Origin of the sequence: Paenibacillus germinis (genome assembly GCF_013141785.1) — a bacterium.
Classification (GTDB): domain Bacteria; phylum Bacillota; class Bacilli; order Paenibacillales; family NBRC-103111; genus Paenibacillus_E; species Paenibacillus_E phytorum.
Window position 1 is genome coordinate 77,764 of sequence record NZ_WHOC01000121.1, and the last position, 15,988, is coordinate 93,751.

Sequence of the window (15,988 nt, forward strand, 5' to 3'; positions counted from 1 at the left end):
CAAGTATGGTTTTCATTATCATGACCCTATGAATACTCCTTAATCCAACTGGAGAAAATAACCTTTGAAATGAGGGGCAGCGTGATGAAAAGTTGGGTAAAAATCCAGAAATTAAGGATATGGGGCTTTCGACGCTACAAGAAAGAAAAAGTTATTTTAAAACACTGTTAAACGATACGGAAGATCTGATCATACAATCACTAAATTGGAATCAGCGACAAGTCAATTTGATTTATTTGGCAACCTTAACCGATCAAAATGCGATCCTGGACAGGATCATCTTTCCACTGAAACGAACCAAAGAAGGCGAGTTTCTAGACGTCATCCCTCTGGATCAGCTACAAATTACTTGCTTGATCGAACAAGCGGTTGAAGCCATTTTGAATGGCGGCTGTGTTGTCGATTGTGAAAGTGAGACTGATTTTTACATCTTTCATACATCCTCTTCGATTGGACGAAGCATCACAGAGCCAATCAATGAGAAGGTGTTCGGAGATTCGCATGAAGGGTTTATTGAAAGCTTAAATACGAACCTTCATCTGATCCGAAGAAAAGTGGTTAACAAGGATCTAATGATTCGTTATTTGATGGTAGGCATGGAGACGAATACGCGTCTGGCGATGGTTTACATCGAGTCATTGGCGAATCCAGAAATTGTGGCCGAGTTAGAAAAGAGAATAACATCGATCCGTATCGATTATATTGCTTCAATGGGTTTTGTGGAGCAGCTCATTGAAGATGCCCCCTTTTCCCCATTCCCTCAAATATTGAGTACCGAAAGAGTGGACAGAGTAGCAGCCAATTTGATGGAGGGAAGAATAGCCGTATTATTGGAAGGTTCAGCGAAAGCGATCATTTTACCAATCAATTTCTTTGCTTTTTATCAGTCACCAGACGATTACAATGCCCGTTGGATTAACGGAAGCTTCTTCCGTTTGTTAAGAATTTCGAGTTTCTTTATTGCCATAACACTACCAGCTGGATACATTTCAGTTGTCACTTTCCATTTTGAAACCATCCCGAATGAATTGGTGCTTCTCATGCAAAGTGCCGTACTGGAAATTCCGTTTCCTCCGATTATTGAAGCTCTGCTGATGGAAATAACCATTGAAATGTTAAGAGAAGCAGGATTGCGATTACATACTGCCGTAGGACAGACAATCGGTATTGTTGGAGGACTTGTTATTGGAGATGCCATCGTGAAAGCGGGGTTGGTGTCCAACATTATGATTATTGTGGTAGCATCAACGGCCCTAGCTTCATTTGTTGTACCATCCCATGAGTTCAGAGAGACGGTGCGTTTTCTGCGTTTTCCAATGATGATTTTGGCTGCTACTTTCGGCTTTTTGGGAATTACGTTCGGGTTTACATGTATTGTGATTCACTTGAGTAAATTAGAGGGGTTTGGAACGCCTTATTTTTACCCCTTTTCTCCATTCAAATGGAGGGATTTGAAAGACTCTCTGTTTCGATTGCCAATTTGGAAAATGAACCGGCGTCCTGCGGACAGTCTTCCCCAAAAAAAGCTGCGGGAATTATTTTCTAGGGGATGGGTGAAGCATGAGCGCAGAAAAAGATAGTATCTCCAAAAAGCAGTTGGCTTTTTTCACAATACAAACAGCGATAGGTGAGGGAGCACTGACTGTTCCTTACAGTGTTCACTCTCAAGCATCTATGGATGGATGGATATCCATGCTGCTGGCGGGATTTGCGACCCACCTGGTTATTATCTTGATATGGATGATCTGCAGGAAATATCCTAAGATGACGATGATCGAATTTCTCCCTCAGATGGCAGGGAAATTTGCAGGTCATCTTATTAGTGTTCTTTATATTATTTATTTTATTGGAATAGCAAGCTTGATCCTCATGAATTATTGTCGAATCATTAATGCCTGGATTTTCCCTACGACACCAAAATGGGTCATTATGTCATTGATGATGGCTACCAGTTATTATCTAGCAAAAGAAAGATTGAAAATAATTGTCCGATTTGAAACACTGGTTTCTATTCTTCTAATCATTATTATCATTTTGATCATTTTCCCTTTGAGCAAAGGAAATCCTTTGTATATTTTCCCCATCGGTCAATCTGGGATTGGTCCTATGATAAGAGGTATGAGAGAGGCTGTCATTACGCTTGCTGGCTTCGAACTGCTGCTCATGGTTTACCCTCAAGTCAAGGGGAAAGACGGAGACATATTAAAAACGATGTTGATATCATACACGTTTGTCACCCTATTTTATATATTAATTATCCTGTCATGCTTTATGTTTTTCAGTCCTGAGGAACTTAGTATCATACCAGAGCCTGTTTTATATATGCTAAAGGCGTTTTCTTTTAGGATTGTAGAAAGATCGGATTTACTGTTTTTATCACTTTGGGTTGTGATCGTAATGACGTCTATTGCTAATTATGTTTTTCTTGCTTCAACGGGGATTACCCAAATATTGAAAACGGGTAACAGTTCAAAGGTGACTTTGCTGGTCATTGCCGCTTGCTTACTGATTGCACTGTTACCGCATAATTTTTTGTTTATCAGCAAGCTTAATAAATGGTTTTCTTATTTCGCTTTGGTCATGATCTATTTGTTACCGATACCGTTATTACTATTAACCATCCTAAGAGGAAGGAGGAAAGCAGCGGAATGAAAAAAATCCGGCCTGTATTGCTAGGCATACTTTCCATAGGTCTCTTAACTGGTTGCTGGGATCAAATGTTATTAAAAAACGTTCGTTTAATTCTAGGGATAGGCATTGACAAAGATCAAGGTGAAAATGTCTTAGTCACCTTCGTCTTACCGGATGTATCAGATAAGAAGAGGAATGCACCCGAAATCATATCGGTTACTGGTGAAACAGCTCGAGAAGCAAGAGGTAACTTGGGAAAAAAACTAACCTTGGTTCCGGACGGAGCCAAGAACCGGTTTCTTATGATTGGAGAACAACTGGCGAAGTCTGATATCTATGCGGTTCTGGATGTTTTTTACCGCGATCCGAAAAGTGCTTTAAACGCCAAGATAGGGGTTGTCGAAGGTCGCGCCGAATCACTTTTGCAAACAGGATATATGAGAAAGCCAAATTTCATCTTGAACCTGGATAAGCAAATTCTCAGTGCAGAATCATTCACGATTGTTCCAGAAGAAAATATACAATCGATTTGTACAGTTTTATTTGATCCTGGTCAAGATGTGATTTTGCCGTATCTGGCGGTTGGGGAAGGAGCCCCACATATTAAGGGAGTAGCCTTGTTTAACAGTAAATCCTTAACAGGATCTTTAGACACTAAAGAGTCAAAACTCTGTTTATTGCTGGCTGATCGAATGGGTAAAAAGGCAAGCCTGACATTACCAATTCCTAATAAATCGAAGAAAATAGGCAGCAAAATGACATTCAGTGTATTTCAAACAAAACGGAAACTAGATGTTGATGTAAATAATGGCAAGGTCGTCGTCACCATCGATTTGCTGCTGAAGGCAGAAGCCGAGGAATTCTCTCCAGATCATTTAGATGAAGCCGGACAGGTTTCCAAAATGAACGAGATTTTCTCAAAACAGCTGACACAGGAAGCTCAGAAGGTCGTTCAGAAGCTCCAGAAAGCCAATTGCGATGTCTTTGGAGTAGGCAGAAGGATCATGGCCTTCCATCCTAATTATTGGAAGACTGTGGATTGGAACAACACCTATCCGCTAATTACAATTCAACCCAACGTAAAGGTAGAAATATCGAGACCCGGAATTGTTTTTTAGGGACCTACGATCCGTAGTAGAATCTATAACATTGACAAAGTATATGGAGAACGCTATGATATCTCTTGTTGATTTATGAAATAACAGGAGGTGTTTTGACTATGGCTGTTCCTCAAAGAAGAACGTCCAAAACACGTCGCGATAAGCGCCGTACTCACTTTAAACTGGCTGTGCCAGGAATGGTGAAGTGTGAACAATGTGCAGAATTAAAAATGGCACATCATGTTTGCAAAAACTGCGGTTCATATAAGGGTAGAGAGATCGTAAAAGCTCAATAATATGAATTGCATCAAAAATGACACTCTACAAGTAGAGTGTCATTTTTGTATTATAAAGACGGAAGTATAATTAAAATGGAGAAAACATTTTTACATAAAAAGGGAATTTGAAGTGTTTAACGAAAAGTATATCTTAGTATAATCAAACTCTTTTAAATAATCCATTATGAAAGGACGTTTGCAATGCCACTTACAGAAAAGAAAGTATTGGATTCAAATAATGGATTGGAACTGCAGGATTTAAGAAACGAAGAGATAAATAGGGTCTGTTTCAAAGAGTCATCTTTTCATGATATTGATATGAGAGATACTTCATTTGCGCATACGAATTTTGTGAATTCTAAATGGGAACATATTTATTTCTCGGGTGTAACTATTAATATGATTCAGATGGGAGGAACTATATTTGAGAATATTGTTCGTCCTAAAGCGGAAAAAAGTCATTTGCTTGGAGAGCCTGGTACGGGAAATTGGGTAAATGTCGAGCCCGTAATGTTTAAAAACAGTGATTTGAGTACCGCCATATTTGACTCATGCAATCTTACAAACGTGGAACTCAAGAATTGTAATATTGACGGGTTAAGAATTGATGGGATTTTGATTAAAGATTTAATAGAGAAATATAAAAATAGGGACTAAGATCAAGCAGGCTACCGGTGATTCGTTCGGTGGCCTGTTGTGCTAAACGGATACTTCCTCACCGATTGTCGATAAAATAGGTTTTAATAAGGAGTCTTTTATGAATATATTAATCGCCGATGACGAACCCTTCATGATCAAGATTTTAAAGGCTTATTTTGAAAAAGAATCCTTTAATACCTTTCTAGCACAGGACGGTGAAGAGGCATTAGAGATTTTCTATACGAATAAAATTGATTTAGCAATTCTCGATTGGATGATGCCTAAGGTGAACGGGATGCAGGTTTGCAAGGAAATTAAAAAACAAAGTAAAACGAAAGTACTGTTGTTAACAGCAAAAGACGAGGCTGAGGATGAACTGATTGCCTTGCAATCGGGCGCTGATGAGTATGTGAGTAAGCCATTTGACCCGCGGGTATTGATTGTGAGAGCCAAAAAACTAATGCATATGGATACGCAAATTTTCATTGGCGATTTAAAAATAGATATGGAAGGACAAAAGATTTTCAGAAATGACAAGGACTTGCAAGCTACCAATAAAGAGTTTCATATCATGAAATATTTGATTGAAAACAGAGGGATTATCATCACTAGAAAAGCTTTATTAGACGGTGTTTGGGGTTTCGATTATATGGGGGAAGAAAGAACGGTGGATACGCATATCCGGAGATTAAGGGAGAAAATCGGCGATCATCGGATCAAGACCCATCGGGGTATGGGGTATAGTTTGGAAGAAACGAATGAATAAGTTAAATAAAAAGTTAATTTTGCGAATTTCACTGGTGTTTATTATTGTCTCTATGTTTTCTTTTGGAATGAATACGTTCTTCTTATCCAAATATCTCTTATACCAAAAAAAGCATGCGCTAGCTTTACTAACCGAACAACTTGAAATCATGGATACAAGTCAGTTACTGCGCGATGTCGAAGTCATTGAAAATAAGCATGGTGTAACCGTTGTATATACATCGATATTTGAAAAAAATGAGAACTTAAATACGATCATTAGTGATAAATTGAACAAAAAAGGAATTACGCTGAGTAAATTCTGGATAACGGAAGAAAGTATTGCAAAACTTAATGAGAATTCAATGGTTAGAAAAATATATAATCAAGAAAAATTGAAATCGAGCTTCCTCGTTACTTTTTTGAAAAAGGATAATTATATTTTCGTTGTAGGTGAATCGATATCGCATTCAACTGATACACTAGCCATCGTTAATCAGTTTAACGTATATGTCTATATCGGAGAGCTGCTGCTGCTGATTCTATTGTCAGGGTTATTTACGAAACAAATTGTTCGACCACTGACCCAAATACAAGAAGCTGCAGAGGGGATTTCAAAGTTATCGTTCACAAAAGTTGATATTCAAACCGGTGATGAAATTGAGTCTTTAGCGATGAGTATGAATCAGATGAGTGATAAATTAAAGCAAGCACATCAAGCCATGGAAGAGAAAAACCAAAATTTACGCGACTTTATTGCCAATATCTCACATGAGTTGAAAACTCCGCTCTCTATAATTAAAGCCTACACATTGGGAATCAAAGATGGCATGGACGATGGCACTTATTTGGATGTCATCGGGCAGCAAACTGATGATATTTCAGGTTTGATTAGCAAATTACTCGAGCTTTCCAAGCTGCAAACGGAACAATATCAGATAACACCCTTTGATTTCAGGCCTTTGTTTCACAAAACATTGCAAAAGCATCGTATTTCTATTCAGCAGCAGCATGTTGAAATTTCTGTGGATGACAGCTTGCTTCAAGATTCATGGGTATTGGCTGATGAGCAGAAGATAGAGATGGTGCTTAACAATTTTATTTCCAATGCGGTGAAATATACATCGAATAGACAGATCCAGATTACTATCGGAAATAGGGAGAGTGATCTGCTTTTCACGATTGCGAATGGATTTGCAAATGGGGAGCCATCTCATTGGGATAATGTTTGGGAACCATTTTACGTAATGGAGAGCTCCCGCAATAAGCTGCTTAGCGGAACGGGTTTAGGCTTGTCGATTGCAAGAACCATTTTGCAAAAACATAATTCACGGTTTGGACTCCATGTGCAGAATGGAGAAATTGAGTTTTATTTCTCATTACCAGTATGTCTAAAGGGACAATAAGGCATTGCGACATCAGACCTCACACGCCGTAGTCGGCAGCTGAGAGGTCTTTTTTGGCGCTCTGGCGACGCGCGCGCCAGCGAAAGCCTGTTGCGATGTCTTTTTTTTGTTTTGTCATATTGATGTAACATACGAGTACTATGATTGCTCTTGTGGTTTGGACAGATCACAGATCGGAGGTAGTATGCGATTAACTTCAATGCCTATTAGTCGACGAGATTTTCTGAAGAAGAGTGTTCAGGGGGCTTTGGGGCTGTTTGGAGCTGCTGGTTTATCAGGCATTTATTCACATTGGATCGAACCCTATTGGATTGAAATCAAACAGGTAGATGTTACGCTTGCGAACCTCCCTTCTGCCTTTCACCAATTTCGAATTGTTCATTTTAGTGACTTACACCTAGGTTTCAACTCGAAACCAGAACATTTATCGGAATTGGTGGGGCGTGTTCGTCAAATAAAGCCAGATCTGATTTGCTTTACTGGAGATCTTGTGGATCGTTCCGTATCGGTCATTTCAGAAGCTGTAGCTGCGCTATCCCAGTTGCAAGCCCCCTTTGGGCAATATGCCGTTTTGGGCAATCATGATGCTTTTGGAAATCGGCGAGCTGTTACTCGTGGGTTATCGCAAGCAGGATTCCATGTACTGCATAACAAGCACGCTGTAGTTAGAAAGGGTAAGGATAAACTTTATGTAGCCGGCGTAGATGATCCTTGGGTTGGAACACCAGATATCGATGCAGCGTTACTTCAAATACCTGAGAACTCTTGCACCATTCTCCTCGCACATGAACCTGATTTTGCCGATCAATATGGCCGATTTCCAGTAGATCTTCAATTGTCAGGACACAGTCATGGAGGACAAATCTGTATTCCTTTGATTGGGGCGTTATACACGCCTCCTCATGGGAGCAAATATACAAACGGTTTGTATCAAATCCCCAACAGTCGGCTACAGGTTTATACAACACGTGGTATTGGAATGACTCGAATTCCTTTACGTTTTAATTGCCGGCCAGAATTCACAGTAATGACGTTAAAGGGACAATCATTGGAATAGTCAGGAGATGAATATAGTTATGCGAAATAAGTATCGTATTTTAAGTTTAATCGTTGTTATTACTGTGGCTGTAGGTTTCTATGTGTACACCACCGCAGATCGAAAAAAACTGGATCCGGTATCCGTTCAGCCCTCTTCTTCACCACAATTAGCCCAAAAGATGATGGATACTACTAAAATTGGGGGTTTGGATACCGCCGATGCATCACAAATAGAACCTTTACCGGACGAACAGCCGAACACCGGATCGCAAGTCGATTTACAAACGAATGACATGACGGTTCGAATTGTCCCAAGTACCTGGGAGTTCAAGGTAGGAAAGCCTGGTAAGTCTTTGATAACGATTTCTCAAGCTCAACAAGCAATCAAGATTCAAAACTTGAAGCTGGGCAGTCGAAGTGCCAGTTGGGAAGTTCCTTCGTATGGTTTAAAGGTACTTATCCAAGTTGTTAATCAATCGGTAAAAGTAAAGGTGGAGTCCAACAGAGAAACCTCCATCACGTGGCCAGTTCTCGGAAAAGAGTTGAACAGCAAAGCCATGCTGCTTCCGCTCGCAGAAGGTCGTTACGTGCCAACGAAGGACAAGGAATGGATTCAATTCCTAACGGATAGCGGTGAATCTTCACTAAACGAAGCGTTTTCCATGCCTTTTTGGGGAGTGCAAGGTGATGACTATACGCTGACTTATCGAGTTGATAACCCGTTCAATGACTCTGTTTATTTTACCAACGATCATGATCAATTAGGTCTAGGTGTAAAGCATGATTTCACTGCTAAGTCCGTTCAGCAGCCATATGGAGTCGCCATTTACTTGGGAATGGAGAATTTGAGCGAACCTGCCAAAATCTTTCGTCAAACCCTCATGGACCGGAAACAATTCGTTACACTTCAGGATAAAATCAAGCAAAATCCTACTGTCCAGAAGCTGCTTGGAGCTGCTCATGTGTACGTGTGGGGGAGCGGGAATTTATCTCCCGAGGACATTACGGATTGGGGTAAACTTGCCAAATTAATGACCGACCAAGCCAAATCGAGCAGCCTTTCTCCTGGAAAACGAGTTTGGCAGCTGCTTGATAAAGATGGACAGGATGCGCTCTCAGCCATCGCTTCGCAAAATTATGCCGATCAATTTCAAAAAATGTCCGTCATACGAAGTTTGGATGATGTACTGAGCAAGAGTGAGTTCTATCAGGAGGAAGCATGGAAGGACATCCATTTGGATCCGAACTTGCAGACTTTGTTGAGCAAATCTGTTGCCACTTTAACGGAGACAGAGCTCTACCAGCGAAATAACTTGTTGCTTTTCGATGCGTTTCCAGGACTATTTACGCCAGTGGATTCTTGGGGGGATGGGATTTCCACAAAAATACTAAAACAGTTTCAAACGGCTGGTTTGGACCGCCTATGGTTAGGCGTATCCGATTGGCAAATGGCCTACAAACACCCTGAGTTTGTGAAACAAGCGGAATCGATGGGATATTTAGCAGGCACCTATGATTCCTACAACACGGTTCTGGATCCAGTGAACCCAGCAGATCCCTCTTTTACAACAGCCATTTTTGATCAGTGGTTGTATGATCATGGGGCTATCGTCAGTGCCAATGGGAAGAAAGTCCCCGGCTTCCAGAAGAAAGGCTATACGGCAAGTCCGCTTGTCACGATGCCTTATATAGAAAAACGGTATTCGACCATTATGAATAATACGAAATTGAACTCATGGTTCGTTGACGCGGATGGCGACGGCCAATTGCACGAGGATTATTCATCCGATCATCCTGCAACTGAGCAAGACGATATGAATGCCAAAATCAAACGATTAAATTGGTTTGCTAATCAGCAGATGGTAGTTGGCACGGAAAAGGGCGAATGGTATACGGCTTCATCAGTGGCATTTGCTCATGGAATGACAACTTCGGCGCTCGGCGCCTGGATGGATAAAGACCTGGGGGATAAATCATCCAAGTATTATCTCGGTTCTTACTGGCCACCTGAGGGCCCGGATGTCTTTATCAAACCAGTACCATTGAAGCCGATTTTTGATAAAATTTATATCGATCCTCAGTTCCAATTCCCATTGTATGAGCTTGTCTATCACGATTCTGTGATCACAACACATCATTGGGGGATGGGGAGTTTGAAAATTAGTGACAAGATCAAATCACGTTCGCTAACCGAGTTGCTGTATACGGTACCGCCTTTGTATCATTTGAATCTGAAAGCATGGGATCAGCAAAAAGAAACCATCGAGAACTATTACAATTTCTTTTCGCCGCTGCATAAGCAAGCTGCTCTATTAGAAATGACGCAATTTGATTGGCTTTCTCCAGATCGTCTCGTGCAAAAAACTGTATTTGGGAATAAACTGGAAATCGTGGCGAATTATTCATCTCAGCCATTTGCTTACAATAATGCGACCATTCCAACACAAAGTGTATGGATTCACTGGTTGGAAAGCGGTGAGAAGCAAATTTTCACACCGTAGCCAAGCAAAAACATCTGCAAGATGTACTATTCAAAAGTGCGTTAATAAGAAGTGGCGATGACCAGAAGGTTATCGCCACTTCTTATTATATCAAGCGTTGCTCGGTGGCTGTAAATAGTCCAAAAAAACATTCTTCAACACTTGCAGTTGGACAGTCGTTCCAGTATTTTCTTTGAAAACAACTAGATTGTAGGACGTGGATACTTTTTTGGCGAAGCTTCCGAAAACGTTGATCAGGGTCATCAAGGTATCGTCGACGGAAATATCGTTGCGGATGGAGCCGTCGGTGCGGCCCTGTTCAATAATCGCTCTAAACAGTTGTTTATTACTCTCGAATACCGCATAGTATTCCTCCAGTAAATCTTCCTGCTCATAAGCCAGGGAAGCCCAGCTTTCAAAAGCTTCAATAAGCTGTATGTTCTCGCGATGCTCTTCCTTATGGAAGGATATGAACAGATCAAATAGATAGCCGAGCTTGTCCATGCAGGAACCGCTCATTTCGCTCACGGAGCGGAAGGCTTCCCATTGGGAAGCGATGATGGCGCTCGCGATCGCCACGATCAGCTTCTCTTTTTTAGAGTAATAACGGAAAACGGTGGCGATGCCGAGCGGCACTTCATCCGCAATCTCCTGCATCGTTGTTTTATCAAAGCCTTTGCGGACAAACAGCTTTTTGGCTGCCGCCATAATGCTTTCCTCGCGCATCGATTTGATGCTGCGGCGTTCCTGCTCATATCTGATCTTTGCGTTCAATATTTCACTTCTCCGTCCTGCTTGATTGATTGTGTAGACATGCTAACAAACTTGATAGCATCTGTCAATTACTCTGCCAATCACTAGAAGTTGTGTGGAAATCAAGTGGGTGATATATTGTATATTATAGTGATAGTGTAACTATCATTAATTAATTTATGGAATCATTTAAGGAGGTTATTTAACATGTCTTTCAATGAAAAATGGACAATTGGCGAGCTTCTGGCCAACGAACAAGCGGCGGCAATTCTAGCCAAGCATCTGCCGGAATATGTTAGCGAGCCGACTTTCAAGATGGCGTCGATGCTTACACTCGATCAACTGGCGGCGATGCCCCAGGTAAGCTTGTCTGAGGATAGGCTGGGAGCTTTGAAAGCCGATTTGACCTCGTTGGACATCGTGCAGGCTCCCGCCAAGCCGGTGTCGGCCGCGCCAAAGGCACAATCCGCAGGCTCATTATCGCACCAAGGCAAGGTTATCATCGTGACCGGAGCAGCCGGAGGAATTGGAAGAGCCAGCGCGCTTAAGCTGGCTGCTGGCGGAGCCAAGGTTACAATCGTTGATTTTAATGAGGAAGCTGGTCAGGAAACGCTGCGTTTGATCAAGGAACAAGGCGGAGAAGGCATCTTCGTGCAGGCGGATGTATCTAAAAGCGAGGATGTGCAGAGGTACATGAACCAAACGCTTGAGACGTATGGCAAAATCGATTGCCTGTTCAACAATGCGGGAATTATCCAGAAGTTCTCACTGCTGCAGGATATTGACGAAGAGCATTTTGACCGGATTATGAATGTCAATCTCAAAGGTGTTTTTATCGGCATGAAGTACGCTTTGAAGGTGATGGAGAAGCAAGGTTACGGCAATATCATTAATACCGCCTCCACGGCTGGCGTACGGGCGGAGCACAGTATTGCTGCGTATAGCGCAAGCAAGCATGGCGTAGTTGGACTGACCAAGGGAGCAGCGCTCGAATATGTGAAAAAGGGTATTAGGGTCAACGCGATTTGTCCGGGCGGCGTGGCGACCGGACTTACGGCAAGTGTGCCGCAGCAGCTTCAGGAGAGTGGTTATGTGCCGGAGGAGTTCCCGAACATGCGGATGGGACGGTTTGCCGAGCCTGAAGAACTTGCGGAGGTTGTGGCGTTTCTCGCCTCTGACGCTTCAAGCTATATGACCGGCTCCATTATCCTGGTGGATGGTGGCTTGTCTCTGTAGGCGTTTAACAAGCCATAATCCGTACTTTAGCCGTTTTGACAGTTCAAGATCCCACGTGAAAATAAGATAAGGTTAAATCTAACTATCTAAAAAGTGTGTGATCGCGATGTTGTATCGGCAAGATGATGATACCGGACAATCGCATTGAACCCTCTTTATTAAAAAGGGCCCGTATGGAAGTGGATAACTTCTGTACGGGCCCTTTGTTTACAGATCAGCATTTATTTGTTTTGGGGTGCTATGGATTTTGCTGAGCTGAGTGAGATTGTGGATGCATGTCTAATCTTTCGTTGATTGATCATATTTGCCTGGGTTTTGTTTTCTGGTTTTTGTGAGAAATGGAGAATTAGGAAGGAAGTTGCACAACGTTTGAATGATGTTGTAAAAAGTGCAACAATTGCTGCCTAATTTTCGCCTCTCTCCCTTCGTTGTTGCATTATGTACAACAATTTGGTCCTCTGTAGGCCATTTCACAAGAAATGGGCTCGAAATGTTGTACAAACTGCAACTTCAAGTTGCGAAATAGCCGTTTGGCGTGTGAATTGTTGTAGAGAATACAACATTGGTAACTACTACAGCCCATTTGCCCTATCGACTAGTGTAAGCTGGTAATTTTTTGCTTGGCCTACTGATAATCATTTCCTGCAGGTCACATGCTCTTGAACAGATAAACCCGGCCCCATCAGGTCTTCGAAATTATGTAATGCTCAATTCCGTCTAGAATCCTTTCGAGACCGAAATCGAATTCATGCCCATAAAAGTTCTCATTGTCGTTATCGCTCTCCTCTTCGGCGGAATATCCCCCCGCTTGAACGACTGGTTGCAGATAAGGGAAGCGTTCAGAGGTAACCAGTTGTTTGAGTGTTGCACTATAGTCGACTCCAGGGACCGATCCCGTGTTAACGCCTGTCTGGATGGCCCGATTTATATCCCGCTTAAATAAGCCGTAAACACGTGCTTGATTCGTTAATAAGACGACAATTGAAATTTTTTCCTGATGATTTAAAGGAAGTTCATTCATGATCTGCAATGCCCAGTCAACAATCCGCAAGTTGTTTGGCGTCATCGGTATACCCGAGACAGGGATATCGCAAAGCCACGGATGGTCAAGGTAACAGCGGACAATGGTCCGAACAAAATTGAACATATCTTCGCGCCAATGTGCAGATTCGCTTTCTGCCGAGATGAAGATATCGCACACGGCGTCCTGCATAAGAAGCACAAGATCATCCTTGCTTGGAACGTACCGGTAAATAGACATGGTCGTAAATCCCAAGGATGCAGCGACACGATTCATAGAAACGGCGGAAAGCCCGTCCTTATCAGCTATCGCAATGGCCGAATCAACGATTTGCTTCAGACTCATCTCCCGTTTCGGTCCTCTCTGGGGCGGTTTGACTAACCCCCAACTGAGAGCCACACCGCGCGGCAGACCTCCTTCAAATTCGTTATCCATAGAATCGCCCTCCTCCATTATTTCTGTTATAGACAGTACAACGTTCAAAATAAAATCCGAATTTACCTAACTTAATCAATTCAGAAATTAAAGTCAAGATTCTTGCTTAGGTGGCATTTTCCCTCTGCAAAATTCCTATTGTATTTTAATTGTATGCGATATATACTGTTTATACAATACACAGTTTTGAGTGGCGAATTTTATTTAACTTATTTTCAATAAATAATAGGAGTGAGACGAATATGACAAAATCAAAACGAATTCTAATTTCCGGGGCTAGCATTGCAGGTCCAGCACTTGCCTATTGGCTGCACCGCTACGGATTCGAAGTGACGATCGTAGAACGTGCTCCCGCATTGCGAAAAGGCGGTTACGGGGTAGATATCCGTGGAGCAGCCATTTCAGTGCTTGAGAAAATGGGCATTCTCGAACAAGTTCGTGCGGCAGACACACACATGACGGGCGTTTATTTTGTGAACAGCAGCGGCAAGATTGAAGGTCGATTGAGTGAGGCGAGTGTGGGGAACGAGCAGGGCATGGACATCGAAATCATGCGCGACGATCTGGGTGACATCTTGTACAATCTAACTAAGGATAAGGCTAACTACATTTGGGGGGATTCAATTACCGCCATTCAAGAAACTGAAGCGGGTGCAGAGGTTCGATTTGCCCATAGCAAGCCGCAAATATTCGACTTGGTGATCGGCGCGGACGGCCTTCATTCCAACGTTCGAAGACTGACTTTTGGCGAGGAAGAGCAGTTTAAACGTACGCTTGGCTGCTATATAGCGATCTTTACCACTGATAATTATCTCAATCTTGATCACAATCAGCAGCTCTATACGATTCCCGGTAAAACAGTGGGCATATATAGCGCACGTGACAATACCGAAGCGAAAGGATTATTCATATTCAAATCGGGGACCTTAACGTACGACAGACATGATGCGGAAGAACAAAAAAAAATTATTACCGGCGTCTTCGGCAGCCAAACGGGCTGGGAAACACAACGCCTGCTGCATGCAATGAAAGATGCGCGAGATTTTTATTTTGACGAGATTTGCCAGATCCATATGCCGACATGGTCCAAAGGTCGTGTTACGCTTGTAGGTGATGCAGCATATTGCCCATCGCCACTTTCCGGCCAAGGTTCTAGCCTTGCGCTAGTCGGAGCTTATGTGCTGGCCGGTGAGCTGAAAGCTGCAAAAGGCGATTACGCCAAAGCTTCGGTTGTTTACGAACAAGAGATGAGAACTTTTGCGGAGAAGAACCAGAAAGTAGGACTCTTCGCAGCGGAAAGCATGGTCGAAAACTCACATTTCAAAATCTTGCTGCGCAATTGGATGCTGCGGGTGCCATTCTTGATGACCGTCATGTTTAAAATGGTTGTAAAGATGATTGCCAAAGCCGCTAAGGGGATCACACTAAAGGAATATGATTAAAAAAACACTCGAAAATGGGGGATTCAATGTTCTGAAATATTGAGGGCAAACTGAAGAACGTAACCAGTAATCATACGGATAGCTACCAAAAGTTAGATCAAATCGTCTCGATAATGTGTATAGTTGTCGGTTGTTTCGGTACATTGTTCATGTTGTTCACGATAAGAATTTTGAGGAAGCTCGCTAAAAAGCAACGGAATTGGACATCGTTAAATGGAAAAAGGCTTCTAATTTTACTTGGGGGATTGCCTTGGGCATTTATCAAAGTAGGGGCTCCAACTACGATCTCGCTAACTCTTTACAGTACCCTAGTTGTAGGCATCATCTATTTTATTTCTGGATCATTGCTTGTTTTTACCAAGAAAACGAAGTTGCGGTATAAAGGCATAATAAAAAGCACCACCTAGGTGCTTTAAGCTGAGCTGATATTTCGGCACTTAGGAAATGCTCTGCATCCGTAGAATTCACACGTAGACCCTTTCCTTAGATCCACATTGTCACATCGCGAGCAGATACGTTCTACCTGCTATATGACATTTTTTCAACATGAGCGACCACAGCACGATAACTCGGATAAATACCCTCTTGATGTAAGTCCAGTATAAATGATTATAACGACATTCGTACTTTTAAACTGCTAATCAGTTCCGCCCTTATATAGGTGTGGAATTTTTTCTTCAGGACTGTCTTCTCTTTTGATCAATTCAGAAGAAGCTGTCTTTTTTTTCACACCCGTTTTTTATACACCCTCATTGCAAAGAAATAGGCTACGAACAAAATCCCGA

The 15,988-nt window shown here is 42.2% G+C and carries 13 protein-coding genes; 11 read left to right on the top strand and 2 right to left on the bottom strand.

All coding sequences use genetic code 11. The features are described from left to right. Window positions 1-92: 92 nt before the first annotated feature. The 9 genes from GC102_RS22930 to GC102_RS22970 all read left to right on the top strand — a co-directional run bounded on the left by GC102_RS22930 (window position 93) and on the right by GC102_RS22970 (window position 10,337). The gene (locus tag GC102_RS22930; protein WP_171691555.1) at window positions 93-1,580 is read left to right on the top strand and encodes a spore germination protein; all 1,488 of its coding nucleotides are present in this window, start codon (window positions 93-95) and stop codon (window positions 1,578-1,580) included. Beyond that, window positions 1,561-2,652 (top strand): GerAB/ArcD/ProY family transporter, encoded by a 1,092-nt coding sequence (locus tag GC102_RS22935; protein WP_171691556.1) that lies wholly within the window; start codon window positions 1,561-1,563, stop codon window positions 2,650-2,652. The genes GC102_RS22930 and GC102_RS22935 overlap by 20 nt, the downstream gene beginning before the upstream one ends. Further along, on the top strand, window positions 2,649-3,749 hold the full coding sequence (locus tag GC102_RS22940; RefSeq protein ID WP_171691557.1) for a Ger(x)C family spore germination protein: 1,101 nt from the start codon (window positions 2,649-2,651) through the stop codon (window positions 3,747-3,749). Before GC102_RS22935 ends, GC102_RS22940 begins: the two co-directional genes overlap by 4 nt. Window positions 3,750-3,850: 101 nt before the next feature. Next, on the top strand, window positions 3,851-4,027 hold the full coding sequence (rpmF, locus tag GC102_RS22945) for a 50S ribosomal protein L32 (protein WP_029193705.1): 177 nt from the start codon (window positions 3,851-3,853) through the stop codon (window positions 4,025-4,027). Between the two features lie 183 nt (window positions 4,028-4,210). Continuing rightward, the gene (locus GC102_RS22950; RefSeq protein WP_171691558.1) at window positions 4,211-4,666 is read left to right on the top strand and encodes a pentapeptide repeat-containing protein; all 456 of its coding nucleotides are present in this window, start codon (window positions 4,211-4,213) and stop codon (window positions 4,664-4,666) included. Between the two features lie 100 nt (window positions 4,667-4,766). Next, window positions 4,767-5,414 carry a response regulator transcription factor gene (locus GC102_RS22955; protein WP_171691559.1) on the top strand — a complete coding sequence of 216 codons (648 nt, stop codon included), beginning with the start codon at window positions 4,767-4,769 and terminating at the stop codon, window positions 5,412-5,414. Continuing rightward, window positions 5,407-6,798: a sensor histidine kinase gene (locus tag GC102_RS22960; protein WP_171691560.1), complete on the top strand. Its 1,392-nt coding sequence runs from the start codon at window positions 5,407-5,409 to the stop codon at window positions 6,796-6,798. Before GC102_RS22955 ends, GC102_RS22960 begins: the two co-directional genes overlap by 8 nt. Before the next feature lie 184 nt (window positions 6,799-6,982). Beyond that, window positions 6,983-7,855 (top strand): metallophosphoesterase, encoded by an 873-nt coding sequence (locus GC102_RS22965; RefSeq protein ID WP_171691561.1) that lies wholly within the window; start codon window positions 6,983-6,985, stop codon window positions 7,853-7,855. A gap of 19 nt (window positions 7,856-7,874) precedes the next feature. Beyond that, entirely contained in the window at window positions 7,875-10,337 is a 2,463-nt protein-coding gene (locus GC102_RS22970; RefSeq protein WP_171691562.1) for a glycoside hydrolase, read from the top strand. A gap of 90 nt (window positions 10,338-10,427) precedes the next feature. Here the strand turns inward: GC102_RS22970 and GC102_RS22975 are convergent, their stop codons facing one another. Next, window positions 10,428-11,090 carry a TetR/AcrR family transcriptional regulator gene (locus tag GC102_RS22975; RefSeq protein WP_171691563.1) on the bottom strand — a complete coding sequence of 221 codons (663 nt, stop codon included), beginning with the start codon at window positions 11,088-11,090 and terminating at the stop codon, window positions 10,428-10,430. A 477-nt stretch (window positions 11,091-11,567) separates the two neighbouring features. On the opposite strand from GC102_RS22975, the gene GC102_RS22980 reads away from it, so the two are divergent. Next, window positions 11,568-12,305: an SDR family NAD(P)-dependent oxidoreductase gene (locus GC102_RS22980; RefSeq protein ID WP_376769404.1), complete on the top strand. Its 738-nt coding sequence runs from the start codon at window positions 11,568-11,570 to the stop codon at window positions 12,303-12,305. Between the two features lie 682 nt (window positions 12,306-12,987). On the opposite strand, the gene GC102_RS22985 is transcribed toward GC102_RS22980, so the two are convergent. Continuing rightward, window positions 12,988-13,761 carry a TetR/AcrR family transcriptional regulator gene (locus GC102_RS22985; RefSeq protein ID WP_246321073.1) on the bottom strand — a complete coding sequence of 258 codons (774 nt, stop codon included), beginning with the start codon at window positions 13,759-13,761 and terminating at the stop codon, window positions 12,988-12,990. A 242-nt stretch (window positions 13,762-14,003) separates the two neighbouring features. On the opposite strand from GC102_RS22985, the gene GC102_RS22990 reads away from it, so the two are divergent. Further along, complete coding sequence (locus GC102_RS22990) at window positions 14,004-15,203, top strand: FAD-dependent monooxygenase (RefSeq protein ID WP_171691564.1); 1,200 nt, start codon at window positions 14,004-14,006, stop codon at window positions 15,201-15,203. The last annotated feature ends 785 nt before the right edge of the window (window positions 15,204-15,988 follow it).

Coding starts and splice junctions, on each gene's coding strand:
- GC102_RS22935 (WP_171691556.1), top strand. CDS start 1,561: ATGAGCGCAGAAAAAGATAGTATCTCCAAAAAGCAGTTGGCTTTTTTC.
- GC102_RS22940 (WP_171691557.1), top strand. CDS start 2,649: ATGAAAAAAATCCGGCCTGTATTGCTAGGCATACTTTCCATAGGTCTC.
- rpmF (WP_029193705.1), top strand. CDS start 3,851: ATGGCTGTTCCTCAAAGAAGAACGTCCAAAACACGTCGCGATAAGCGC.
- GC102_RS22950 (WP_171691558.1), top strand. CDS start 4,211: ATGCCACTTACAGAAAAGAAAGTATTGGATTCAAATAATGGATTGGAA.
- GC102_RS22955 (WP_171691559.1), top strand. CDS start 4,767: ATGAATATATTAATCGCCGATGACGAACCCTTCATGATCAAGATTTTA.
- GC102_RS22960 (WP_171691560.1), top strand. CDS start 5,407: ATGAATAAGTTAAATAAAAAGTTAATTTTGCGAATTTCACTGGTGTTT.
- GC102_RS22965 (WP_171691561.1), top strand. CDS start 6,983: ATGCGATTAACTTCAATGCCTATTAGTCGACGAGATTTTCTGAAGAAG.
- GC102_RS22970 (WP_171691562.1), top strand. CDS start 7,875: ATGCGAAATAAGTATCGTATTTTAAGTTTAATCGTTGTTATTACTGTG.
- GC102_RS22985 (WP_246321073.1), bottom strand. CDS start 13,761: ATGGATAACGAATTTGAAGGAGGTCTGCCGCGCGGTGTGGCTCTCAGT.
- GC102_RS22990 (WP_171691564.1), top strand. CDS start 14,004: ATGACAAAATCAAAACGAATTCTAATTTCCGGGGCTAGCATTGCAGGT.